This is a genomic window from Enterococcus sp. XAF26B05_ASV22, from assembly GCF_056727285.1.
On sequence record NZ_CM161538.1, the window covers coordinates 3251438 to 3276862 of the forward strand.

At 39.5% G+C, this 25425-nt stretch carries 19 protein-coding genes, 8 tRNA genes and 2 rRNA genes; 8 read left to right on the forward strand and 21 right to left on the reverse strand.

What is annotated here, in order from left to right; genetic code table 11:
* Positions 1-123: 123 nt before the first annotated feature.
* Positions 124-696, reverse strand: coding sequence for a hypothetical protein (locus AC1PU0_RS16000; protein WP_069653465.1), 573 nt, complete (start codon positions 694-696; stop codon positions 124-126).
* A 503-nt stretch (positions 697-1199) separates the two neighbouring features.
* Between AC1PU0_RS16000 and AC1PU0_RS16005 the strand changes: the two genes are divergently transcribed.
* Genes AC1PU0_RS16005 through AC1PU0_RS16015 form a run of 3 tightly spaced genes read left to right on the forward strand, consistent with a single transcriptional unit; the run spans position 1200 to position 3987 of the window.
* Positions 1200-2177, forward strand: coding sequence for an ABC transporter substrate-binding protein (locus AC1PU0_RS16005; RefSeq protein WP_111248120.1), 978 nt, complete (start codon positions 1200-1202; stop codon positions 2175-2177).
* Between the two features lie 56 nt (positions 2178-2233).
* The gene (locus AC1PU0_RS16010) at positions 2234-3184 is read left to right on the forward strand and encodes an ABC transporter permease (protein WP_206850459.1); all 951 of its coding nucleotides are present in this window, start codon (positions 2234-2236) and stop codon (positions 3182-3184) included.
* The gene (locus tag AC1PU0_RS16015) at positions 3184-3987 is read left to right on the forward strand and encodes an ABC transporter ATP-binding protein (RefSeq protein ID WP_111248122.1); all 804 of its coding nucleotides are present in this window, start codon (positions 3184-3186) and stop codon (positions 3985-3987) included. Before AC1PU0_RS16010 ends, AC1PU0_RS16015 begins: the two co-directional genes overlap by 1 nt.
* A 137-nt stretch (positions 3988-4124) precedes the next feature.
* On the opposite strand, the gene AC1PU0_RS16020 is transcribed toward AC1PU0_RS16015, so the two are convergent.
* Positions 4125-4337 (reverse strand): zinc ribbon domain-containing protein, encoded by a 213-nt coding sequence (locus tag AC1PU0_RS16020; RefSeq protein WP_206833895.1) that lies wholly within the window; start codon positions 4335-4337, stop codon positions 4125-4127.
* A gap of 204 nt (positions 4338-4541) precedes the next feature.
* On the opposite strand from AC1PU0_RS16020, the gene AC1PU0_RS16025 reads away from it, so the two are divergent.
* Positions 4542-5528 carry a biotin--[acetyl-CoA-carboxylase] ligase gene (locus AC1PU0_RS16025; protein ID WP_206850457.1) on the forward strand — a complete coding sequence of 329 codons (987 nt, stop codon included), beginning with the start codon at positions 4542-4544 and terminating at the stop codon, positions 5526-5528.
* Between the two features lie 113 nt (positions 5529-5641).
* On the opposite strand, the gene menA is transcribed toward AC1PU0_RS16025, so the two are convergent.
* The 3 genes from menA to pplA form a co-directional block, all read right to left on the reverse strand.
* Positions 5642-6595, reverse strand: a complete 954-nt coding sequence (gene menA / locus AC1PU0_RS16030; RefSeq protein ID WP_069653471.1) for a 1,4-dihydroxy-2-naphthoate polyprenyltransferase — start codon at positions 6593-6595, stop codon at positions 5642-5644.
* Positions 6596-6606: 11 nt separating this feature from the next.
* On the reverse strand, positions 6607-7680 hold the full coding sequence (locus tag AC1PU0_RS16035) for an FAD:protein FMN transferase (RefSeq protein ID WP_069653472.1): 1074 nt from the start codon (positions 7678-7680) through the stop codon (positions 6607-6609).
* A 571-nt stretch (positions 7681-8251) separates the two neighbouring features.
* A complete protein-coding gene (gene pplA, locus AC1PU0_RS16040; RefSeq protein WP_206850449.1) occupies positions 8252-9181 on the reverse strand; it encodes an extracellular electron transfer flavoprotein PplA in 930 nt (309 codons plus the stop codon).
* Positions 9182-9447: 266 nt separating this feature from the next.
* On the opposite strand from pplA, the gene AC1PU0_RS16045 reads away from it, so the two are divergent.
* From AC1PU0_RS16045 to AC1PU0_RS16060, 4 genes are all read left to right on the forward strand, one after another.
* The gene (locus AC1PU0_RS16045) at positions 9448-11349 is read left to right on the forward strand and encodes an NAD(P)/FAD-dependent oxidoreductase (protein WP_069653474.1); all 1902 of its coding nucleotides are present in this window, start codon (positions 9448-9450) and stop codon (positions 11347-11349) included.
* Between the two features lie 109 nt (positions 11350-11458).
* Complete coding sequence (locus AC1PU0_RS16050) at positions 11459-11881, forward strand: NusG domain II-containing protein (protein ID WP_069653475.1); 423 nt, start codon at positions 11459-11461, stop codon at positions 11879-11881.
* A gap of 14 nt (positions 11882-11895) precedes the next feature.
* Positions 11896-12456 carry a Gx transporter family protein gene (locus tag AC1PU0_RS16055; RefSeq protein ID WP_206850440.1) on the forward strand — a complete coding sequence of 187 codons (561 nt, stop codon included), beginning with the start codon at positions 11896-11898 and terminating at the stop codon, positions 12454-12456.
* A 39-nt stretch (positions 12457-12495) separates the two neighbouring features.
* Positions 12496-13482 (forward strand): polyprenyl synthetase family protein, encoded by a 987-nt coding sequence (locus AC1PU0_RS16060; protein ID WP_069653477.1) that lies wholly within the window; start codon positions 12496-12498, stop codon positions 13480-13482.
* Positions 13483-13516: 34 nt separating this feature from the next.
* On the opposite strand, the gene AC1PU0_RS16065 is transcribed toward AC1PU0_RS16060, so the two are convergent.
* The 16 genes from AC1PU0_RS16065 to AC1PU0_RS16140 all read right to left on the reverse strand — a co-directional run bounded on the left by AC1PU0_RS16065 (position 13517) and on the right by AC1PU0_RS16140 (position 25254).
* Positions 13517-14065, reverse strand: coding sequence for a hypothetical protein (locus AC1PU0_RS16065; protein WP_206850439.1), 549 nt, complete (start codon positions 14063-14065; stop codon positions 13517-13519).
* 109 nt (positions 14066-14174) lie between these two features.
* Positions 14175-15527: a glutathione-disulfide reductase gene (gene gor, locus AC1PU0_RS16070; RefSeq protein WP_206850438.1), complete on the reverse strand. Its 1353-nt coding sequence runs from the start codon at positions 15525-15527 to the stop codon at positions 14175-14177.
* 64 nt (positions 15528-15591) lie between these two features.
* Positions 15592-16833, reverse strand: coding sequence for a peptidase U32 family protein (locus tag AC1PU0_RS16075; RefSeq protein WP_206850437.1), 1242 nt, complete (start codon positions 16831-16833; stop codon positions 15592-15594).
* Between the two features lie 13 nt (positions 16834-16846).
* Positions 16847-17767 (reverse strand): peptidase U32 family protein, encoded by a 921-nt coding sequence (locus AC1PU0_RS16080; protein ID WP_206850436.1) that lies wholly within the window; start codon positions 17765-17767, stop codon positions 16847-16849.
* Between the two features lie 362 nt (positions 17768-18129).
* On the reverse strand, positions 18130-20619 hold the full coding sequence (locus tag AC1PU0_RS16085) for an ATP-dependent Clp protease ATP-binding subunit (RefSeq protein ID WP_206850435.1): 2490 nt from the start codon (positions 20617-20619) through the stop codon (positions 18130-18132).
* A 4-nt stretch (positions 20620-20623) separates the two neighbouring features.
* Positions 20624-21091, reverse strand: a complete 468-nt coding sequence (locus AC1PU0_RS16090; RefSeq protein ID WP_111248135.1) for a CtsR family transcriptional regulator — start codon at positions 21089-21091, stop codon at positions 20624-20626.
* A gap of 162 nt (positions 21092-21253) precedes the next feature.
* Positions 21254-21327: transfer RNA gene (locus AC1PU0_RS16095), tRNA-Pro, on the reverse strand.
* Positions 21328-21411: 84 nt separating this feature from the next.
* Positions 21412-21485, reverse strand: a tRNA-Arg gene (locus AC1PU0_RS16100).
* 97 nt (positions 21486-21582) lie between these two features.
* A tRNA-Leu gene (locus tag AC1PU0_RS16105) sits at positions 21583-21668 on the reverse strand.
* Between the two features lie 15 nt (positions 21669-21683).
* A tRNA-Gly gene (locus tag AC1PU0_RS16110) sits at positions 21684-21755 on the reverse strand.
* An 8-nt stretch (positions 21756-21763) separates the two neighbouring features.
* Positions 21764-21836: transfer RNA gene (locus tag AC1PU0_RS16115), tRNA-Thr, on the reverse strand.
* Between the two features lie 35 nt (positions 21837-21871).
* Positions 21872-21953: transfer RNA gene (locus tag AC1PU0_RS16120), tRNA-Leu, on the reverse strand.
* A 12-nt stretch (positions 21954-21965) separates the two neighbouring features.
* Positions 21966-22038, reverse strand: a tRNA-Lys gene (locus tag AC1PU0_RS16125).
* Positions 22039-22044: 6 nt separating this feature from the next.
* Positions 22045-22117: transfer RNA gene (locus tag AC1PU0_RS16130), tRNA-Val, on the reverse strand.
* A gap of 14 nt (positions 22118-22131) precedes the next feature.
* A 5S ribosomal RNA gene (gene rrf, locus AC1PU0_RS16135) occupies positions 22132-22247 on the reverse strand.
* Between the two features lie 95 nt (positions 22248-22342).
* Positions 22343-25254: ribosomal RNA gene (locus AC1PU0_RS16140) — 23S ribosomal RNA — on the reverse strand.
* Positions 25255-25425: the final 171 nt, after the last annotated feature.

Genomic DNA, 25425 nt, shown 5'->3' on the forward strand with positions numbered 1-25425 from the left:
TTGCATCTATACATTGTACTTCCTTCTATAGCAAAAGTCAAGGGTTTTCGCGAGTCTAAAAGACCCTATCAACTGCGAAAAAAGACACTCGATAAAGATCGAATGTCTTCTACTGTTTTTTCTCTATTGAACGGTCGTTTCTCCAGTAATTTCAGCGCCTTCTTTGTCTAATGTTGCTGAAGTTTTGTATTCTTCTTTTTCAAACGTTACATTCCCTTCAACTTTTGTTCCATTTAAGACAAATCCATTCGCTTTAACTAAGATATCACCTTTAACAGTCCCATTAACGATGTTGAAGTTTTCTGTTTCAACAATCAATTGAGGAACCGTTACAGTGTATTCAGCTGTAACTTTTTTATCTGAATTTTGTGCATATAACGCTAATTTTCTATAAATATCGCCTGAAGCTTCCCCTTTATCATGGAACTCACCCGCAACTGTTACATCTTTATCAAACGTAAGATCCGCTGTTGCTGCAACAATCCAGTTACCGTCTTTGCTCAACGCTTTTTCGATCACTTCTGGTTTATCACTAATTGAAGCGCCACTCACTGCATCCACACTTGAGCTCATTGAAGTTTCTGTTTTGCTATCAGAAGAACTATCTTTAGACTCTTTCTTATCACCATTACATGCGCCTAATACCAACACTGTTGCTGCTAACGTGCCTAATGTAATTAATTTTTTCGAAATCATATACATCCTCCTAAGTAATTGCCATTTATTCAACTAAATATTAACACGAATCCGTTCACATTCATAAAGATATCTATTCTCAAAATGATTTATTACTATTAATTTAAATAATTCACAAATATATACTCTTTTTTATTCATCGTTGTTAAATGAATGTTCAGAAAATTTAAAATAATCTGTTGACAGTTGGCTTCCTTTTCCCTTATACTATACACAATTCAATTTGCGGAGGGATTTCTATGACACATTCAATCAACCCACAACTGAATAAAGCTTACTTTAGCTACTTTAGATAGTTTTGTATTCATGCAATCGTGGGTACAAACAGCAAAAACCTGTTTTTGTATCTATGATGGCTAAAGCGCTTTGTACTGAACAAACAGCCACGTAGACAATCCTAAGTGGCGAATGAAGAAGTGTTTATCTACGACTTTTATCAATCCATTTAGGCATATTGTCTGAATGGATTTTTTGTTTTATCAATTATAATTGGAGGAATCAAAATGAAAAAGAAATTAGTCGGATTAAGTATCGTATCAGCAGTAGCTTTATTGGCTCTTGGCGCATGTGGCGACGGTAAAAAAGCAAATGATGGCGCAAACAGCGACAGTAAGAAAATCGGTGTGTTACAGCCTGTTGAACACGGGTCACTTGATGCAGCGTTTGAAGGATTCAAAGAAGGGTTAGCTGAAAACGGCTTTAAAGACGGCGATAACCTAACTATTGAATACAGCAATGCACAAAACGATCAGGCACAATTGAAAAGTATGAGTGAAAAATTGGTCAAAGAAAAACCCGACCTACTTTTGGGAATTGCAACACCTGCCGCTCAATCATTAGTAAACGAAACAACCGATATTCCAATTCTAGTCACAGCAGTTACTGACTTAGTTAGTGCGAAATTAGTCAAATCAGATGAGAAACCAGGAGGTAACGTTACTGGAACCACTGATATCGTACCCATTGATAAACAAATCTCTTTATTATTGAACATCGTACCTGATGCGAAAACCGTTGGGATCATGTACAACGCAGGCGAAGCAAATTCTAAAATTCAAGCGGATATGGCTGAAAAAGCCCTAAAAGATGCTGGAATCAACTCTAAAGTTTTAACTGCCAACTCTACAAATGATGTCCAACAAGTAACAACTAGCTTAGCAAAAGATGTCGACGCGATTTACATTCCAACCGACAACACCTTCGCTTCGGCCGCTGCGGTTATCGGCGAAGTAGCAAAAGAACACAAAATCCCCGTCATCGCAGGTTCAATTGAGCAAGTTGAAGAAGGCGGATTGGCAACTGTGGGAATCGATTACCAATCACTTGGTAAACAAACAGGTGCTATGGCGGCAAAAATTCTAAAAGGTGAAGCAAAACCTGCCGAAATGCCTGTTGAAAAAGCAAAAGACTTAACACTTTTCGTAAATAAAGATATGGCAAAAGCTTTGGACATCGATCCAGATACGATCAAAGCACCTTAAATTTCTCCGCATTTTTGCGGGAAATACATAAATATTATTGAAAGAAGCTGATTTTATTGTTAGACATATTACTTTCCTCAACCTCTCAAGGCCTTCTTTGGTCACTATTAGCCCTCGGAGTCTTTCTGACATACCGTATTTTAGACATTGCCGACTTAACCACTGAAGGGAGCTTTCCATTAGGTGGCGCTGTTGCCGCTGTTATTTTAGCAAAAGACCCAACTACTTGGCCTACATCGATCCAGTCTTTATTTGATGTCCATTATATGGTTGCACCTATTATTGCATTACTGTTTGCATTTATTGCTGGTATGCTGGCGGGTCTTGTTTCAGGCCTTCTGCATACAAAACTAAAAATCCCTGCGTTATTGGCGGGAATCATTACGATGACTGGCCTTTACAGTATCAACTCACGAATCATGGGCGCTCCAAACATTTCTTTGATAGGCACAGACTCCATTTTCTCTCATGCACAATCATTAGGTTTTTCTAAAATCAACAGCGCGATAGTTGTCGGTGCAATTATTGTATTTATCGTTATCCTTCTACTTGTTTTATTCTTCAAGACTGAAATTGGCCTGGCTACGCGAGCTACGGGTGACAACATTGAGATGAGTGAAGCGAACGGAATTAAAACAGACAACATGAAGATCATCGGTTATATGCTTTCAAATGGTTGTATTGCTTTGGCAGGTGCTTTACTTGTACAGAACAATAATTTTGCCGATTTAAACTCTGGTATTGGAACAATCGTTATCGGACTTGCCTCAATCATCATCGCCGAAGTTCTCTTTAAGAATAAATCACTTGGTTTAAGGTTGATTACGATTGTGATCGGTGCGATCTTGTACCGCTTTATCCTTGCATGCGTTTTAGAATTACGTGTTGATCCGGCAGATTTGAAATTATTCTCAGCGATTATCCTAGTCATCTGTCTTTCTTCACCTTTGATTCAAAAAAAATTAGGCTTTTCTAGACTAGGAAAACGTAAAGGAGGGGCAAACTAATGGAACCTGTATTAACAATCAAAAACTTGCACCAATATTTCGAACGCGGAACGGTTAATGAAAACCACGTATTAAAAGGAATCGATTTAACGATCAACCAAGGTGAATTCATTACGATCATAGGCGGAAACGGCGCTGGTAAATCTACTTTGTTAAACAGTATTGCTGGAACATTACCGATAGAAGAAGGTCAGCTAGCTTTAAATGGCAAAGACATCACAAAACAGCGTGTCGTTGCTCGCTCTAAACAAATCAGCCGTGTTTTTCAAGACCCTAAGATGGGGACCGCTGTTCGTTTAACTGTAGAAGAAAATATGGCCCTTGCTATGAAACGAGGAAAAAAACGTGGTTTAGGAAATGGTGTGCGTAAACATGACCGCAATTTCTTCAAAGAACAATTAGCTAGTTTGAATTTAGGACTAGAAAACCGTTTAGGCACAGAGATTGGGTTACTATCTGGCGGACAGCGACAAGCAATCACGTTGCTCATGGCTACCTTGATTCGACCAGAATTGATTTTATTGGATGAACACACTGCAGCACTTGACCCTAAAACATCGATCACTGTTATGGAGCTAACTGAACAGTTGATCCAAGAACAAAATTTAACGGCATTTATGGTGACACACGACATGGAAGATGCGATTCGTTACGGCAATCGTTTGATCATGCTTCACCAAGGCCAAGTTGTGGTAGATGTACCTGCTGATCAGAAAAAAGAGTTGACTGTCAATGAATTAATGGATATGTTCCACAAAAATAGTGGTACCGAATTAAAAGACGATCAATTATTATTGGGTTAAAAAAAGGGTGTGGAACAAAAGTAAAAAATCACTTTTGTTTCACACCCTAAATGCGAATAAACGATGGGAGCAGAAGCAATCCCTTCCTATTTTAAGGATTAACAGTTTCAGTCCCAGCCACTTTTATCTAGAGGCTATTAACCACCCATCAAAAAGTCTAACACATTCCAACCGTCTGTCGTTTGGCCACGGTATAGTTCCGTAAAGCCACATCTCGTACAGCTGACTGTGATAAATTTTTTATTTTGCACATCAAATATTTTCGCAAAGTTTCCTCCTGTTGCTTGAAACTGATCGGAAACATACTGTTCATTTCCACACTTATCACAAACGTATTGTTGCTTTTCCATTCTTCCCCACTCCATCTCTGAAATTCTCTATTCCCAGAACAATTTTGCTCAGTGTTCTTCGTTCCTACTATTTAAGTATAGCAAGCCTTTCAAAAGAAAACATACATCCTTAGATGGATTTTCTTCTCCTCATTCAGCCGTATTGTGGTTGACCCCCATTCCTTTCATCAGATACAATGAAACTATTATAAAGGAGCGAATATTATGTCTACTAAAAGTCAGGTGTTAACCCTATTAATGAAACAAACACCCTCATTTATTTCCGGAGAAGAAATGGCGCAACAACTTTCCTTATCTCGAACAGCCATTTGGAAAGCAATCAATGAATTAAAAAAAGAAGGACACCTTATTTCCAGTAGCCGAAACAAAGGCTATCGTTATGATAAATCCGACGTTTTATCTGCAGAAGGAATTCGTTTATCACTAGATTCGAAAACACCTAAACTTTCAATCACCGTTTTAAGTGCCTCAGAGTCTACGATGAAAGATGCTAAACTCGCAGCGATTAATGGCGAACCAGAAAATACTTTGATCGTAGCCGACATTCAAGAAGCCCCTAAAGGACGATTCGGCCGACCTTTTTTCTCAAAAGCAGGTAGCGGTATCTATATGAGCATGTTATTGAGGCCTAATCAAAACTTTGAAGAAATGGCACAATATACCATAATCATGGCAGTAGCAATCGCTCGAGCCATGGATGATTTCACTTCTGTACAAACTGAAATCAAATGGGTCAACGATATCTATATCAATGGCAAAAAAGTCTGTGGGATTCTATCAGAAGCCATGAGCGATGTTGAATCAGGACAAATTTCAAATGTCATCATTGGTATGGGGATCAATTTTTGTTTAAAACAAGATGAATTTCCAGAAGAACTGAGAGAAAAAGCTACTTCTTTATTCCCAGAAAAAGAACCTACAATGACACGTAATGAATTAATTGGTGCTATCTGGAACCAATTTTATCGCATACTGAATCACTTACCTGATCAAAATTTTCTAGAAGAATATCGTCAAAAATCCTTTGTCCTTGGTAAAACTGTTTCATTTACACAAGCAGGTGTCAACTACGAAGGAATCGCCACAGCAATCAATGAACACGGTGAGCTTGTTGTAACACTTCAAGATAAAACAGACAAAGTGCTGTCTTCTGGCGAAATTAGCCTAAGTAGTATCAATCCAACGATTTAGAATTTACATCATAAAAAATATTAGAAATTCCTTAAATCCGTTGCAAGTATAGAGTACTTTTCTAAAAAAGAAGGAAACAAAACCGTTGTTGGTCTCTGCTTCCTTCTTTTTATTTATATTTTTTCTAAACTAATCGTCAGTAACAAACCTAATAAATAACTTCCGTTAAACGCCATCAAGTTTTTTATTGAATACCCAAAACTTTTAGGATGTGGTAAGTCTTTCTTAAATGATTGGAGATTTTTCCAAACAATAGGCAACGATAAAAATACGGTCAGAATTGGCCAACGATATACACCAAATGGTAAGCCAATCAAAATAACTAAATAACAAGTAAACATCAATAATTGGAATACTATCACGCCTTGTTTCCGTCCAATATAATAAACCAACGTATAGCGATGATTGTCAATATCCGTATCTAAATCCCTCAAATTATTCGCCAACATGATATTGGCAATCGTAAACACCATGGGTAAAGATGCCCAAACAATAGCAAATAACGCCCATAAATTTCCGTTCAAAGCGAATGTTCCACGCTGCCAATCAAGCATTAGGTAGAACGGACGATCCTCTTGTACATTCAAATAAATTGTCATCGCAAAGATCCCAAGTCCCATGGTAAATCCACTAAACACCTCACCTAGAGGCATTCGAGAGAGCGGGATCGGTCCGAAGGTGTAAAAAATACCGATAAAACAACATACACCGCCCATCACTAAGAACAACCAACCTGTTTTGACGGTTAAAAAGAACCCGATCGCTGCTGAAAAAGCAATCATCCCAAAGATCATATTTCTTACAATAACGGGTGCGATTCCAGAACTGCCAATAATATTCTCTTCATATTTATATACTTCGGACTTCGCTTTTTTAAAGTCCATATAATTATTTATCGCTGTTGTCGCCATATCAAAGACGACCATCCCAGTGAAAAAAAGAACTGTGTACCCTAATTGAAACTGATTGAAATAAGCAATAGAAAATAATACCCCAATTGCAAAGGGAAACAGACTGGCTAACTTTGTCTGAATTTCCACTACTTGCAAAAATACTTTCAATGACATATCTGTTCTCCTTATTTCAGATCTTTACGATCACCCATCGTATAACCTGAATCTTTTCCTAACTCAAATTCTTTTTCAATATCCTTGCTTACAAAGACCTTATCTTCTTTTGTCACAAAAATCACGTCAACATCTTTCAATCCTTCAGCATACTCCAACCCTTTTTTGACCCCCATAGAAAATACAGCTGTTGATAATCCGTCACCATCGATTGATTCTTTTGTAATTACTGTCACACCAGCAATATCATTATCAAAAGGGTAGCCCGTCTTAGGATCAAATAAATGATGATAATTTTTACCATCTACTTCTAAAAAGCGCTCATAGATACCAGAAGTTACTAAAGTCTTATTGCTTTCTTGAACTGTTCCTATCACCGTATTGCGTGCTTTGTTCGGATCTTGAATTCCAACATTCCAATCCATATCCTTACCACGTGGGCTATGTCCAAGTACATAAACATTACCACCTAAATCCACGATTGCTGTTGTTACGCCATTGTCTTTTAGCACTTTCACGACCTCGTCCGTAATGAATCCTTTTGCGATTGCACCTAAATCCAGTTGCATACCTTTTTCTTCAAGATAAACTGTTTTATCTTCATCGTTTAATTTTACTTTATGATAATCAACTAATTTTAATGCTTGGTCAATCTCTCCCTGCGATGGTTTGCGGGCATCGTCAAAGCCGATATGCCACAATTGCGTGATTGGTCCGATTGCCATATCAAAACCACCTGAAGAATCTTCACTATATTCATATGCTCGTTTTAACAATGGATAAATATCATCAGAAACTTTAACTGGTTTGATTCCAGCTTGTTCGTTGATTGCATCAATTTCTGAGCCTTTTTCGTTTACTGTGATTTTATCGCCTAATTCTTTGACACGATCAAAGGCTTTTTCTAATACATCTTTTTTACCGTCGTCATAAATCCTCACTTGGACATAGGTTCCTAACAATGATTGTTGATCCGAATAAGGTTCTTTATTGATTTTTGTCCCTTGGTTCTTCGCATTGCATCCTGCTAAAATGACTAAAAATAGTGCTGCTATTAAAATGATTAGCGATTTTTTGTTTTTCATCGTATCCCTCTTTCTAAATAGAAAAATTGTCTTATTTATAGTAGCGCTTTTTGGCATTAATGGGAAGGATTTTCTATTTTTGTTGGTGTTTTTAGATCAATTAAAAATAATATTTTCTAGGAGGACATCGCACTATGTAAATCAAGACAATGAAACAACGCTCCTTGCAGTCACATGCTCTTCGATTCTTGGCAATTCGTTTGTACGATATCTTCCACTGATTACTATTTGGATATTCGGAATAAGAGCGCTTGGTGATTCTGTGTATTCATCACCCCACTTTTTTATCGCCGATTACCATTTGGTGCTTGAGATCGTGGCGTTTGGTGATTCCTAGTGTGGTTGCTTCTCTTCCTCCTGTCGCCAATTACTGTTCATCATCCACTCTGCAAAAATCCTGTCGTGGTGATTCAAAGCAAAAAGGGTGTGGGACAAAAGTAAAAATCACTTTTGTTTCACACCCTAAATCCGAATAACCGGTGAGAGCAGAAGCAATCCCTTCTTATTTCTCGGGATGAAATGCTTCTGTCCCAGACTCACATCATTATCTTTCAACTTATTCTATGAAAAATTATTTTTTCATTACAATGTTGTCTACAATGATTTCATCAGTATTGCCTTTTTCAGCAGCATTGATCAATTGTTCTGCATACGTTACAAATGAATGAGAGCTGTTAGTTGCACCTGTTACGACTTCTACATCAGCAGCTGATTTGCCTTCTTCACCCATTGTTTTTACTAATTCTTCGTTTAATGTTTTAATGTATTCCGCTGGGCCTACGCCTGATTTTTCTTTCATGTTCTTGTTGTAATCAGCATCATCTTTTTTAGATTTGCCTTCATCATTCACATTATCGTAGTTAGATTCAGTTACTTTACCATCTTTAACAACGATTGAAAATTCTGTGTGGTAGCCATTTGAATTATTTTTTTCTTTCAATGAATACGTGCCATCTTTAAGATCAGCACCATTATCGATTTCGATTGTTTTAGTGTCACCAGCTTGAGCTGCTTGAATTAATTGTTGTGCATAGTTTTGGAATGATTCACTAGAGTGAGTCGCACCTGTTACTACTTCTACACCATCAGCGCTTTGTGCTTTAACAAAAGAATCGTTTAATTCTTTGATGTATTCCGCTGGGCCTACGCCTGATTTTTCTTTCATATTTTTATTATAGTCTTTGTCATCCGCTTTTGATTTACCATCAGCGTTGATATTATCGTAGTTAGATTCTGTGATTTTACCATCTTTAACAGTCATTTCAAATGTTGCACGGTAACCGTTCGATTCGTTCTTTTCTTCTAATTTATACGTACCATCTTGTAAATCTGCACCAGCTTCTTTTTCTGTTGCTTTAGAAGATTCAGCTGTTTTTGATGTGGCCGTGCTTGAATCAGATGATTTAGCGGTATCCTTTTTGTTGTCTGAGTTACATGCTGCTAGTAAAAGAGATGAAAGTGCGATAGCTGTGAAGCCCTTTACAATTTTGTTCATTTTCATTTTTGTTCACCTTTTCCTTTTCTTAAACATTCACAAATTAAGTTTGTGATATAATTTACATTCTATAGAAAAATTCAATTATGTCAATTAAAGTTACAAAAGAAAGACAAAAATTTACCCGTTTTTCACACTTTTTTAATAATAAAAAATTTATTTCCTATATTTATAAATTGTTATTAGACAAATCCCGATTATCGCTATATAATGAATTCGATTGTGTAATTATTATCATTTTCTATTTTATTTTTTTAAGGAGCGGATTATCAATGACAAAGCAAAAAATTGTCGTTGTGGGAGCTGGTTATGCTGGAGTTTCAGCTACTAAATTTTTAGCAAAAAAATTGAAAAAAGATTCTGACGTTGAGATTACTTTAATTGATCGTCACTCTTACCACACCATGATGACTGAGTTGCATGAAGTAGCTGGAGGACGTGTTGAGCCTTCTGCTATCCAATATGACTTGCAACGTTTATTCTCACGTAAAAAGAACGTTACCCTTGTAACAGACACTGTAACTGGTATCGATAAAGACAAAAAAGTCGTTCAAACCAAGTTAGGTTCTTATGAATTTGACCAATTGATTATCGGTATGGGTGGCGAGCCAAATGATTTTGGTACTCCTGGAGTGAAGGAACATGGATTTACTTTATGGTCGTTTGAAAACTCTCTGAAAATTCGCGAACATATTTTGGAAACAGTTGAAAAAGCAGCAATCGAACCCGATCCAGAAGTTCGTAAGGCAATGCTAACATTTGTTGTCTGTGGTTCAGGATTTACTGGTATCGAAATGATCGGTGAATTAATCGACTGGAAAGATCGTCTTGCAAAAGATTTCAAGCTTGATCCTAATGAATTTACATTAATGGTCGTTGAAGCAATGCCGACAATCTTAAACATGTTATCTCGCAATGATGCAGCGAAAGCTGAACGTTATTTAGAGAAGAAAAATGTAAAATTATTACTTAATGCGCCAATCGTAGAAGTCGCTGCAGACCATATCAAATTAAAAGATGGTTCTTCTGTTGCAACGCACACATTGATCTGGACTGCTGGTGTTAAAGCAACTTCTGATGCTGCTGACTTCGGTTTAGAATCAGCTCGTGGCAATCGTTTGATTGCAAATGAATTTATGCAAGCTAAAGGATATGAAGATAAAAACATCTATATCGTTGGTGACTTGGTGTATTACGAAGAATTCCCTGAAACGCCAACTCCGCAAATCGTTCAAGCTGCTGAGCAAACTGGCCATACAGCGGCTGCAAATATCGTAGCTGACATCAAAGGTAGTGAAAAACACAAATTCAAAGGAAATTATCAAGGCTTTATGGTTTCTGTCGGCGCTAAATGGGGTGTAGCAAACTTATTTGATAAAATCCACCTTAGCGGTTTCTTAGCAATCATTATGAAACATATCGTTAACTTGAAATATTTCTTTGACATCCGTTCTGGTTACTACATGTTCCAATATATCATGCACGAGTTCTTCCATATTAAAGATGACCGCAATGTAACACGTGGACATTCTTCTCGTTATGGTAATGTTTTATGGAGCGTTCCATTGCGTGTATTCTACGGTATGGTTTGGTTAGTCGAGTCGATGAAGAAAATTGTCGGAACTGGCGATTACTTGAAACCAAGCACTTGGTTCGGTGATGGTTCATGGTTTACGGACAAAGTTGCCTTCCCATTCCCATGGTTACAAGAACAAGTAACAACTGGTGCATCTGCTGCAGGAGCTGAAACAACTGAGACTACAGCAAAAGCTGCTCAATTTGGTTTAAGCTACGCATATGGTGAAGAACCAATGCAAGTATTCGATCACATGCCTAAATGGTTTGAGAGTGTGATGAAATTCATGATGCCTAACCAAGAAGTTGCGTTATTCATGCAAAAATTCATGACGATTGTTGAAGTCTTGATCGCTTTAGCATTGATCGCTGGATTGTTCACTTGGATAAGTAGTGCAGCTACAATCGGTTTAACAATTGCCTTCTGTCTATCAGGTATGTTCTACTGGGTAAACATCTGGTTTATCTTTGTAGCCTTCGCTTTAATGAATGGCTCTGGACGTGCACTTGGTTTAGACCGCTGGGTTATCCCTTGGGTACAACGTACACTAGGTAAATGGTGGTACGGAACACCTAAATCTAGATACGGCAGTAAATAAGTCCTATTTATAGTAACAATCTAAGAGAGTTCTAGGTTTGCTCCTAGAACTTTCTTTTCTCATTATGATAAGGTATATTCAACTAAAAACTACAAAGGAGAGGAAAGAGTTGAATTTTAAAGAATTTATTCAAAAAAGTTATATACGTCCATGGGATATTGCCATTATTTTACTTTTAACAATTAGTTCTTTCTTGCCCCTTGTTGTTTTTGGCATACAAAATACTGCCCAAGACGATGCTTCAAAACAAGCAGTCTTAAAAGTGGATGGCGAAGTCATAAAAGTCTTCGAGCTAAAAGAAGATGGCCCCACTTATACATACAAATACGAAGCAGCTGATGGTGATTACAACTTGATCGAAGTCAGCGGAGACAGAATCCGTATGGTTGAAACCAACTGCGGAGATCAAATTTGCGTACAACGAGGATGGATATCTAAAGCAGGAGAAACACCGATTGCTTGCTTACCACATAATTTATTCATCACAGTTGAAGCTTCTGACGGGAGTGAGGATGGCAGTTTGATTTATTAAGCAGCCAGTATATTATGAGCAAATTACAAAAAAACATCTATATATCCATGTTGGTTGCCCAAGGCGTGATTATCGGCTTAATTGAAAATATGATTCCCTATCCCTTTGCTTTCGCTCCAGGTGCAAAACTAGGACTGGCTAACTTGATTACTATTATTGCCCTTTTTACCATGCGAAAAAGGGACAGTTTCTTTTTAGTCTGTCTGCGGTTGATTTTAACGACGTTACTTGGGGGAACAATTTCTACCTTCTTTTATAGTGCTAGTGGTGCATTACTTAGTTATTTAGGTATGCTCGTCATCATGCAATTAGGACCAAAACGTGTCAGTATTATCGGAATCAGTGCAGCTGGTGGATTTTTGCATAATGTTGGACAACTATTGACCACTTGTTTCTTTGCTCAATCGTGGGCTCCGATGCTTTATCTACCGTTCCTTTCATTTATCGGCTTATTATCCGGAATCGCGATAGGAATCGCAGCAAATTACCTATTACGCCATGTTCAAACCTTACGGCAATTTCAATTAAATTACGAATCGACAACGAAACATAAATGGAGCCAATATTTCCAGTAACATTTTGGCTTGACTGAGTACAATCGAAGGAGTCATCTTATGAACATTCATCCTATGTGGAAAACATATCCTGAACTAGCTAAAGAATTAAATACTACACTGAAGTTGATGGAAAATAGCGTTAATTTAAAAAATAAAGAGGTCGAAAATGCTGTTATGTCCATGATCCACTCTGGCGGCAAACTATTACGACCAGCATACCAACTTTTATTTTCACAATTTGGCGAGAATAGAGAGAGCAAAAAAGCTATTGCTTTAGCTGCAGCTATCGAGTTACTGCACACTGCAACGCTGATTCACGATGATATTGTAGATGATTCAGATATCAGACGCAGCTTGCCAACTATACGTTCTCAATTCGGTAATAGTACAGCCGTTTATGCTGGTGATTATTTATTTGTCAGCTGTTTTAAACTACTGGCTGACTATTCTTCGTCTTTAAAGAGTATCCAACTGAATTCTAGAAGTATGGAAAAAATATTGAGTGGTGAATTGGGCCAAATGGACAACCGCTATAATCTTGATATGACGATCGATCAATACCTTGAAAATATTTCTGGTAAAACTGCTGAGCTTTTTTCATTAAGCTGCTTCGTCGGTGCTTACGAAAGTGGAACTTCAGAGCGGTTTGCTAAAAATTGTGGTCAGATCGGGGAAAATATCGGGATTGCTTTTCAAATTATCGATGACATTTTAGACTATACACAAAGTCCAGAACAAATCGGCAAACCTGTTCTAGAAGATGTCCGTCAAGGGATTTATTCATTGCCGCTTTTATATGCTTTAGAAGAAGGCCGTGGAACGTTACTTCCTTACCTTAAAAAAGGAGAAGCGCTAACAGACGCTGAGACAAATAAAATCTACAAGCTTGTTCATTCATTTGGCGGTGTCACTAAAGCGCAAAAACTTGCTGAAAAGTATACACAACAAGCTTTGAAAGGTATTACTAAATTACCTGAAACATCTACTGATGCTAAAAATAAATTGTTCACAATCACACAGGCTATTCTTGCACGAACAAATTAAAATAGGTTAGGCCATGATCAATGATAGGCGTAACCTATTTTTGTTCCCACCATCTGATGGTAGCATCCACGCTAAGTGTCGAAGAACAGTCAATCACTTTCTCTTTACCGCTTTTCAACTTAAATTTCACCCGATAATAGGTCCCTTTCCGATACTGCTTTGTGCCAAACCGTTTGCATGATGACAAGTCATCTCTTTTTATAATAACATCTGGTAAGAGAACCATAAATTGATTGCTATAGCGTGCTTGAAGATGCCACTTAGCCTCTTTGTCTGAACATTCTCTTTTAAGCAAAGTATACAATTCCTCTTGCTCTAGCTTTTGACTCTCAGTAAGGTACTTATTGATCTGATAATTTATTTTTAAAAGTGGTAACCCTATTACTATTCCAAGAATTATGATTGGCAATGAAAAACCCAGAATAAGGACTATTACTATATCTTCTACCGTTGCATGAGGCATTTTAAACCCCTTAACAATAAATATGAAAACTAATCCTACTGTCATAAAAACCACCAATGTAGTACTAAGGAAAATAGTTTTCTTAACTATTTTTTTAACATAGCTGTTTATAAAGTTCATACTAAACTATTACTCCTAATATAATTTGTCTGTATAAATAAATCACACTGAACTATCAAAAATTAAAAGATGAGAAAAACTAAACTCAGTTTTTTCTCATCCTTATTTTTTATCTCATTGTGACAAATTCTTCTGAACCTGTCGGGTGGATGGCTACTGTATTGTCAAAGTCTTTCTTCGTAGCACCCATTTTTATAGCTACTGCAAATCCTTGCAGCATTTCGTCCACACCTAAACCGATTCCGTGTAGTCCAACGATTTTTTCCTCTTCCCCAACACACACTAACTTCATATCACATTTTTGGCGATACTCTCCTAGCGCAAAATACATTGGCGTAAAGGTTGAGCTGTAAATTTTAATATTTTCAGTACCATATTTTTCCTTTGCTTGTGCTTCTGTTAGTCCAACAGTCGCAATTGTTGGATGAGTAAAGACAACTGTAGGGATTGTTTCATAATCCAAATATTCATTTTCTTTTCCATTAAATAAACGTTCAGATAATCTTCTTCCTGCAGCGATAGCAACAGGTGTCAAATCTATTTTCCCAATCACATCTCCTACTGCATAAACGCCAGCCTGCGTTGAATTTTGGAACTTATCAACCTTCACATAGCCTTTATCCGACAATTCAATGTGGGTATTTTCTAATCCTAAATTATCTGTATTTGGTTGGCGACCAGTTCCGAAAACAATACTGTCTGCCGTAATTTTAGTCCCATTTTCAAAGGTAATCACTAATTCTCCAGACTCAAATTTTTCAATTGAATGAGGTATTGAATTCGGATAAATGTGCATTCCATCTTCAAGATAATGTTCAACTACTTTTTCAGATAGCATATCATCAAAATCTCGCAACGGCCGTTCTTTTCTAAATGCCCAGTGAGTTTCCGCACCTAATCCATGAATAGTTCCAGCAAGTTCAGCTGCGATATAGCCCGCACCAATAAATACTACTCGTTTTGGTAGTTCTTCTAATGCAAAAAAGCCATTAGAATCTATCGCGTATTCCTCACCAGGAATGCCTAATTTTTTAGGTCGTCCGCCTGTAGCAATCAAAATATGAGGTGCTGTATACTTTTCACCACCGGCTTCGATTGTATGATCATCAATAAATGTTGCATATTCAGATAAAACCTCTACTTTGTTACTATCTAATCCACGGTGATAAGCCGCATGTAAGTTATCAATATACGCTTCACGATTTTCAACAAGCTTTTTAAAGCTGAAGCCTTTTACTTCTACATCCATTCCGTACCCTTGTGTATCGCGTTTTACCATTTCCATCATTGAGCTTGCTTGCCACATGACTTTTTTAGGTACACAGCCAACATTGACACATGTTCCACCGATATCACCAGCTTCAATTAGTAATACTTTAGCGCCATACATACCTGCACGATTAGCAGAAGCAATTCCTCCGCTCCCACCACCGATGACGATATAATCATATTCTTTTGACATAGTTACTTATCCTCCCTGCAATGAAAGGGATAGGCTGTAATAGCGAATCCCTCAATTATAGTATTTATTTTTTCTTACGAATCATATCACCAACAGCCACTGGTTTTTCAACTGGCATCGTTAAAATCATCATTGGATTTGGTGCTCGATCAATCGACTCGTCCTCTTCATTATACATAACTTCTACTGTTTGATGGAAGTGATTGAACCCAGGACCGTAAAATTCAATTTCATCACCCACACTAAAATGATTTCTTTGGCGAATTGTTGCGACTTTTGTTTCAGAATCGTATGCCATAACTTCCCCGATAAATTTGTATTGAGGGATCTTGCGGCGTTCTCCAAATAATTGTTCTTCATCCGTCGGTACATGATAATAAAAACCAGTTGAAAGTTCTCTTTGTGCCACTTTCCAGAGTTCATCGATCCATTCTTGTTTGCATTCATAATTTTCAGGATCTTCCATATAGGTATCTACTGCTTTTTTGTACACATTTGCTACAGTTGAAACGTAGTGGATTGATTTCATCCGTCCTTCTATTTTAAAACTATCGACACCATTTTGAATCAACTCTGGAATATGCTGAATCATCGCCATATCCACTGCACTCATTGAAAATTCTTCTTCAACTTCGCCTTTATCTGTTAAACTTGTACGTTCAGCACCAAAAGGCATATCATAAAGCTCATATTTCCAGCGGCAAGATTGTGAACAACCGCCGCGGTTTGCATCCCGCATCGACATGTGGTTAGATAACGTACATCTACCTGAGTAAGAAATACACATCGCTCCATGGATAAAGGCTTCTATCTCAACATCCGTATTTTTACGGATTTCTGCCACTTCGTCCATCGATACTTCACGCGCCAAAACAACACGTTCTAATCCTTCATTTTTCCAAAATTCCAGTGTTTCATAGTTGGTAGCTGAAGATTGTGTAGACAAATGGATTGGTAAGCCCGGTGCTTCCGCTGCACAAATTTCAATCAAAGCCGGATCAGATACGATTACTGCAGAAATACCAACATCGCGAATTTCTCTGAAAAAGTCCCCTGCTCCTTCTTGATTACCTTCATGCGTGACCATATTTGCTGCCACATAAACTTTCGCTCCATGTTCATTAGCGAATGCTACGCCTTCAATCATATCTTCTTTTGTGAAATTACCTGCTCGGCTGCGTAAACCATAAGCATTTCCGCCGATATATACCGCATCTGCACCGTAATGAATGGCCGTTTTTAGTTTTTCTAGCGTCCCTGCTGGTGCTAAGACCTCAGGACGCTTCAATGTTCGTTCGTTTGTCATGTGTTTTTTCTCCTTATTTTATCTCGTCTGGATCCAAATCAAAGAATCCGATATCTAACCCACGATTTTCTGGGTGAAGGGTCTCAATTTGTTCAATCGCTTTTTGTGCTTGCTCACTGGACCAAATACCTGATTCTAGTTTTTCTCTAGCTTCTACGAACAATTTAGCAACTTTCACAAAGTTTTCTCCTGGCGCGTAGATCCCGTCAAGCTTCCACTTTGTGTAATGATGTCCATGAAGCTTGTCCAGTTCACCTATTAAGTTCACATCATTATCTGCAAATATATGTGTACCGTGACTATCTTCATAAATTGAATAGTGTGTCTCTTCTTTTTTAGGTTCTGATATGAATAAACCTCGCTCTTTACCAGTTGATTCATCATTTTTAGTAAAATTATAGTAGTTTTGTAGTAAGGGTCGCTTTGATTGATGGATGCATGTAGCACCATACACAAGAACTTCAGCTGGAACCATCAAGTTATCCTTCATTGCTTTCATCTCTTCAAAAGGAACTTCTCGTGCCAATACTGCACCAATTGCTCCACGCTTTGCCCAAAAATTGATTTGGCGAGAGCTCGTCACTAAGGTTTCACCATCGTAAATATAGGGAATACCGATTCCATCACGCTGCATCACAAAGACAACCCCTGGATCACCGACTGTTATTTGATCCACTTTTATGTCCTGCAAAAATGACAAATATTCTGGAACTTTCTTCATTTTTTCAGGATGCATGATCCCATTTAATGCCACCGTCACTTTTTTACCGGCTTCATGTGCTTTTTCAGTAATAGTTCGCTGTTCTTCACGTGAAAAAGACGTCGGCAAGCGTAATCCAAACATCTCTTCTCCAATATATATCGTGTCAATACCGGCTGCTAATAATGCCTCCGCTTGATCAATAGATTCAGCAGTCGCAATAACTTCAATCATATTGTGTCCTCCTTTAAAAGCTGTATGAGCATGTTCAGCTCTGACTGTAAAATAGGAAAAATTGAGTGTGGCGCTCTCTGCCACAATCCATTTTTATCTTTTTCCTGAGGAGCTAGCTCATAAAGCTAGATAATTTAAAAGCTTGATCACTCTGTTCGTTTATGAACAAACTTGTTTAAAAATAATATGTTTATCTTTTTACACAGTCTTCTAACAACTGTTTTATAGTAGCACAGGTTCACAAACATTCCAATAGTCACTCTTTATTTTACCGCTTATTTTTCACAAAATAAAAACTATTGATTTAGAGTTATCAACACAAAAACTGTGCAAAACAGATTCGTTTTGCACAGTTTTTATGATTAAATTGTTTGTAATACTTGTTCAGGTTTAGGTGATTTAACATTCAACGTTATTTTACCTTTACTGGCACCAATAGTTACTTTATCACCTAGATGGATTTGACCAGAAAGTAATGCTTCACTTAAACGATCCTCAACCTCTTTTTGCAATGCTCGACGAATTGGTCGTGCTCCATACTCTGGATCAAATCCAACTTTTCCAATCACTTCAATAGCCGCTGCGGTGATTTTCACATTAACGTCTTGCTCTTTCAATCGTTGAACGATCGATTTACTCATGATTTTTACGATTTCATGAATTTCTTCTTGATCCAATGAACGGAAGACAACTGTTTCATCCACACGGTTCAAAAACTCAGGACGAAATGCTTTTTTCAATTCTTCCATAATTCGTTTTTGCATCGCATCGTAATCTTTTGTCAGATCTTTTACATTGAAACCGACATTTTTTTCTTCACGAATCGCCGTTGCTCCAATATTTGATGTCATGATCAAAATCGTATTTCTAAAGTCAACTTTACGTCCTTTAGAATCCGTTAAATGACCATCGTCTAATACTTGTAATAGAATATTAAAGACATCTGGATGTGCTTTTTCTACTTCATCCAATAAAATGACAGAATAGGGTTTTTGACGGATTTTTTCGGTTAACTGACCGCCTTCTTCGTACCCTACATACCCTGGAGGAGAACCAATTAAACGACTAGTGCTGTATTTTTCCATAAATTCAGACATATCTACTCGAACAAGAGCATCTTCACTACCAAACATTGTTTCAGCTAACGCTTTGGCAAGCTCGGTTTTACCCACACCTGTTGGGCCTAAAAACATAAATGAACCAATTGGTCTATCAGGGTCTTTCAAGCCACTGCGGGCTCTACGGATGGCACGTGATACGGCTTTAACAGCTTCATCTTGACCAACTACTCGATGATGGAGAATACTTTCTAATTCAAGTAATCGTTCACTTTCTTTCTTTTCTAACTGCTGTAGTGGAACACCCGTCCATTGTGAAACAACATTCGCAACATCTTGTTCTGTTACCTGATTGGCATATCCAGAAGCTTCTTTTTGTTCTAATAATAGAATATTTTCCAATTTGCGGGCTAGTTTTTTCTCTTTTTGGCGTAGTCTTGCTGCACTTTCAAACGACTGTGAATGAATGGCTTCTTCTTTTTCTTGAACTAAACCAGCAATCTCCACGCGTAAATTATTGATTTCAGAAGGTTCATCCGCTAAATCTAGACGAACTTTAGCTGAAGACTCATCCATTAGATCAATTGCTTTATCTGGCAACTGGCGAGAGTTAATGTAACGCACAGATAATTGAACTGCTGCATGTAATGCATCATCTGTGATTTCCACACCATGATGTTCTTCATAACGAGAACGTAACCCTTTTAAAATTTCTTCAGCTTCTTCTGCAGTCGGTTCATCCACTTGTACACGAGCAAAACGACGCTCCAACGCTGAATCTTTTTCAATATATTTTTGGTATTCATCCAATGTTGTTGCACCAATCGTTTGCAATTCTCCTCTTGCAAGTGCTGGTTTTAAAATATTTGATGCATCGATTGCACCTTCTGCACCACCGGCACCGATCAAGGTATGCAATTCATCGATAAACAAAATTACTTCTCCGTCTTGATAAATTTCATCGATTACTTTTTTTAAACGATCTTCAAATTCACCACGATATTTGGTACCAGCAACTAAAGCGCCCATATCCAACATCATCAAGCGTTTTTCCAGCATATCTTCAGGAACTTCACCATTCACAATTTTTTGAGCCAGCCCTTCGGCAATTGCAGTCTTGCCCACACCAGGCTCACCAACTAAAACAGGATTGTTCTTTGTACGGCGACTTAGAATTTGGATCAAACGTCTAACCTCTTGTGAACGTCCAACCACTGGATCTAAATCTTTTTCACGTGCCAATTTAGTTAAATCACGCGCCAAGGAATCTAAAGTTGGCGTTCCTTTTGGTGCAGCTTTTTGAGCTTGACTATTACGACGGCGTCCTACATTCCCACTCATTTGTGGATCTGTAACACCTATTTTTTTCATTAGCAATTGACGCATTTTAGATAAACTTAACCCTAAATTCAATAAAATACGTGAAGCCAAGATATCTTCATCTCTTAATAACCCTAGCAAAATATGTTCTGTCCCAATATTTGGAGCACCTAAACGCTTCGCTTCATCACCTGCATAAGCAAATATTTGTTTTGCTCGAGGAGAATAAGGTAAATACGTACCTTTAGGATAAGCCTTAACAGTTCCATATCCAGTTAAGTGTTCAATTTCTTCACGAATATCGTTTTTATCTGCGTTTAACTGGCGTAATGACTTCCCTGCAATTCCATTTTGTTCTAACACTAATGCTAATAATAAGTGTTCTGAACCCACAGATTGATGCCTAAAATATTTTGCTTCTTCTTGTGCAATAGCTAGTACCGCCTTGGCACTTTCTGTAAATAATTCATCCATTCTATCATTCCTCCTCGTAGCTCAAACGTTCTAAAAACGACTGCATCAATTGAGCACGTAAATATTCTTCATTTGGTCCTGCTTTACCTAAAACTGATTTTCCTAAAACAGATAACATCAGATTTCCTTCTCTTTTGCTGATTACATCTTCTTCATATAACTTTTGTACAAATGTCAGCGCATCTTTTTCTGAAAGTTCACTACCTGTGAATTGGGCAATTTGTTTTAGTAATTGATCACTATCAGAAATTTGAACTTTGGCGATTCTAATATATCCACCGCCCCCACGTTTACTTTCTACAGAATAGCCACGTTGGATTGTAAAACGTGTGTTGATAACATAATTAATCTGGGAGGGAACACAATTGAATAAATGAGCCATTTCAGCTCTACGAATCTCAATCTTACTACTTTCTTCAAGAATCTTTTTTAAATATGCTTCTATTAAATCCGAAGTATTTTGATTACTCATCACACTCATCCTTTTCCCTTGACTAATACTGACCTTAATTATACATAACTTCAACTGTTTAATAAAGGAGAATGCCTAATTTGATAAGAAAAGATAAATAAATTTAGATAGCTAATTATTTAACCAAACAAAAAGAACAGAGTAATCACTCTGTTCTCTAAATCGGGAAGACAGGATTCGAACCTGCGACCCCTTGGTCCCAAACCAAGTGCTCTACCAAGCTGAGCTACTTCCCGTAGCTATAATAATAAAAAAAGACTAGACGCTTAAAAGGGACTAATTCTCTGAACCTTCTAATCCGTAGTCAAACATTTCAACTATGCACCCAAAGGGAGTCGAACCCCTAACCTCTTGATTCGTAGTCAAGCACTCTATCCAGTTGAGCTATGGGTGCTAAAGCAAGGATCAAAGTCAGATGTGTTCATCTGCTTCGTACTTGTCACATCTATTCTGTCAATTTTAGAATTGCCATTCATAGTGCTTCAAAGCAATGCCGAGGACCGGAATCGAACCGGTACGGTGATCACTCACCGCAGGATTTTAAGTCCTGTGCGTCTGCCAGTTCCGCCACCCCGGCGTTTTGAAAAGGCTAAGCGGAAAACGGGGTTCGAACCCGCGACCCCCACCTTGGCAAGGTGGTGCTCTACCACTGAGCTATTTCCGCAGTCTGGATGCCGGCTAAAGGATTTGAACCCTCGACCCTCTGATTACAAATCAGATGCTCTACCAACTGAGCTAAGCCGGCGTTATAATCGCCTAGTTATAAAACGAGACTAAAAATGCGGGTGAAGGGACTTGAACCCCCACGCCGTAAGGCGCTAGATCCTAAATCTAGTGCGTCTGCCAATTCCGCCACACCCGCAAAATATTTCTATGAGCCGTGCAGGGCTCGAACCTGCGACCCTCTGATTAAAAGTCAGATGCTCTACCAACTGAGCTAACGGCTCAAAAAATGGAGGTTGACGGGATCGAACCGCCGACCCCCTGCTTGTAAGGCAGGTGCTCTCCCAGCTGAGCTAAACCTCCAAGACAACACTTTAGCGTGGCGACGTCCTACTCTCACAAAGGGAAACCCTTCACTACAATCGGCGCTAAGAAGCTTAACTTCTGTGTTCGGCATGGGAACAGGTGTATCCTTCTCGCTATCGCCACCACACTGGGTGTTGTTGCTATTTAGTTGAGTGATTATTCACTCAAAACTGGATTGAAGTAGTAATCAAACATTCCGAAACTCTTTTTTATTTCGTTTCTTTGGTTAAGTCCTCGACCGATTAGTATTGGTCCGCTCCGTACATCACTGCACTTCCACTTCCAACCTATCTACCTGATCATCTCTCAGGGGTCTTACTTTCTTAAAGAAATGGGAAATCTCATCTTGAGGTGGGCTTCACACTTAGATGCTTTCAGCGTTTATCCCTTCCCTACATAGCTACCCAGCAATGCCCTTGGCAGAACAACTGGTACACCAGCGGTAAGTCCATCCCGGTCCTCTCGTACTAAGGACAGCTCCTCTCAAATTTCCAACGCCCGCGACGGATAGGGACCGAACTGTCTCACGACGTTCTGAACCCAGCTCGCGTGCCGCTTTAATGGGCGAACAGCCCAACCCTTGGGACCGACTACAGCCCCAGGATGCGACGAGCCGACATCGAGGTGCCAAACCTCCCCGTCGATGTGGACTCTTGGGGGAGATAAGCCTGTTATCCCCAGGGTAGCTTTTATCCGTTGAGCGATGGCCCTTCCATGCGGAACCACCGGATCACTAAGCCCGACTTTCGTCCCTGCTCGACTTGTAAGTCTCGCAGTCAAGCTCCCTTCTGCCTTTACACTCTGCGAATGATTTCCAACCATTCTGAGGGAACCTTTGGGCGCCTCCGTTACTCTTTAGGAGGCGACCGCCCCAGTCAAACTGCCCACCTGACACTGTCTCCCACCACGATAAGTGGTGCGGGTTAGAGGGTTCATAACACAAGGGTAGTATCCCACCAGCGCCTCCACCGAAACTAGCGTTCCGGGTTCATCGGCTCCTACCTATCCTGTACATGTGGTACAAACACTCAATATCAAGCTACAGTAAAGCTCCATGGGGTCTTTCCGTCCTGTCGCGGGTAACCTGCATCTTCACAGGTACTAAAATTTCACCGAGTCTCTCGTTGAGACAGTGCCCAAATCGTTACGCCTTTCGTGCGGGTCGGAACTTACCCGACAAGGAATTTCGCTACCTTAGGACCGTTATAGTTACGGCCGCCGTTTACTGGGGCTTCAATTCTGAGCTTCGCCGAAGCTAACCCATCCTCTTAACCTTCCAGCACCGGGCAGGCGTCAGCCCCTATACTTCATCTTTCGATTTTGCAGAGACCTGTGTTTTTGATAAACAGTCGCTTGGGCCTATTCACTGCGGCTGACCGAAGTCAGCACCCCTTCTCCCGAAGTTACGGGGTCATTTTGCCGAGTTCCTTAACGAGAGTTCGCTCGCTCACCTTAGGATACTCTCCTCGACTACCTGTGTCGGTTTACGGTACGGGCAGTTGTTTTCTCACTAGAAGCTTTTCTTGACAGTGTGACATCAGGAACTTCGGTACTATTATTTCCCTCCCCATCACAGCTTGTCCGTATAGAGTAAAGCATTTGACTCTACTCAAGACTTACTGCTTGGACATGCACTTCCAGTCGCATGCATTCCTTAGCCTCCTGCGTCCCTCCATTGCTCAAACAAAAACAACTGGTACAGGAATATCAACCTGTTGTCCATCGCCTACGCCTATCGGCCTCGGCTTAGGTCCCGACTAACCCTGGGCGGACGAGCCTTCCCCAGGAAACCTTAGTCATACGGTGGACGGGATTCTCACCCGTCTTTCGCTACTCATACCGGCATTCTCACTTCTAAGCGCTCCAGCCGTCCTCACGATCGACCTTCAACGCCCTTAGAACGCTCTCCTACCATTACACCAGAGGTGTAATCCACAGCTTCGGTAATATGTTTAGCCCCGGTACATTTTCGGCGCAGGGTCACTCGACTAGTGAGCTATTACGCACTCTTTAAATGGTGGCTGCTTCTGAGCCAACATCCTAGTTGTCTGTGCAACCCCACATCCTTTTCCACTTAACATATATTTTGGGACCTTAGCTGGTGGTCTGGGCTGTTTCCCTTTCGACTACGGATCTTATCACTCGCAGTCTGACTCCCGGATATAAATGAATGGCATTCGGAGTTTATCTGAATTCGGTAACCCGAGATGGGCCCCTAGTCCAAACAGTGCTCTACCTCCATCATTCTTAATTCCGAGGCTAGCCCTAAAGCTATTTCGGAGAGAACCAGCTATCTCCAAGTTCGTTTGGAATTTCTCCGCTACCCACAGCTCATCCCCGCACTTTTCAACGTACGTGGGTTCGGTCCTCCAGTGCGTTTTACCACACCTTCAACCTGGCCATGGGTAGATCACATGGTTTCGGGTCTACGACTACATACTCATTCGCCCTATTCAGACTCGCTTTCGCTGCGGCTCCGGCTCTTCACCTTAACCTCGCATGCAATCGTAACTCGCCGGTTCATTCTACAAAAGGCACGCCATCACCCATTAACGGGCTTTGACTTGTTGTAGGCACACGGTTTCAGGATCTATTTCACTCCCCTTCCGGGGTGCTTTTCACCTTTCCCTCACGGTACTGGTTCACTATCGGTCATTAGGGAGTATTTAGCCTTGCGGGATGGTCCCCGCGGATTCCGACGGAATTTCTCGTGTTCCGCCGTACTCAGGATACTCCTAGGTGTTGCCAACATTTCGTCTACGGGGCTATTACCCACTTTGGCGAACCTTTCCAGGTTCTTCGACTATCTTGACAGACTACCACATCGGAGTCCTACAACCCCAACAAGCAAGCTTGTTGGTTTGGGCTCTTCCCGTTTCGCTCGCCGCTACTCAGGGAATCGAATTTTCTTTCTCTTCCTGCAGGTACTTAGATGTTTCAGTTCTCTGCGTTTACCTCTAACCAGCTATGTATTCACTGGAAAGTAACATCCTATAAAAGATGCTGGGTTTCCCCATTCGGAAATCTCTGGATCATAGCTCACTTACAGCTCCCCAAAGCATATCGGTGTTAGTCCCGTCCTTCATCGGCTCCTAATGCCAAGGCATCCACCGTGCGCCCTTATTCACTTAACCTGATGACCTTACGGTCAATTGTTTGGTTCGTTTCTCTAGCGATAGAGGCGTCACCAATAAAATAAGCTTCGAACTATTTTACTTAAAAAACTCATTCAACGCGGTGTTCTCGGTTTGTTTTGATTACTTTTTACTTCAATATCCAGTTTTCAATGAACAATTCATTTGAGA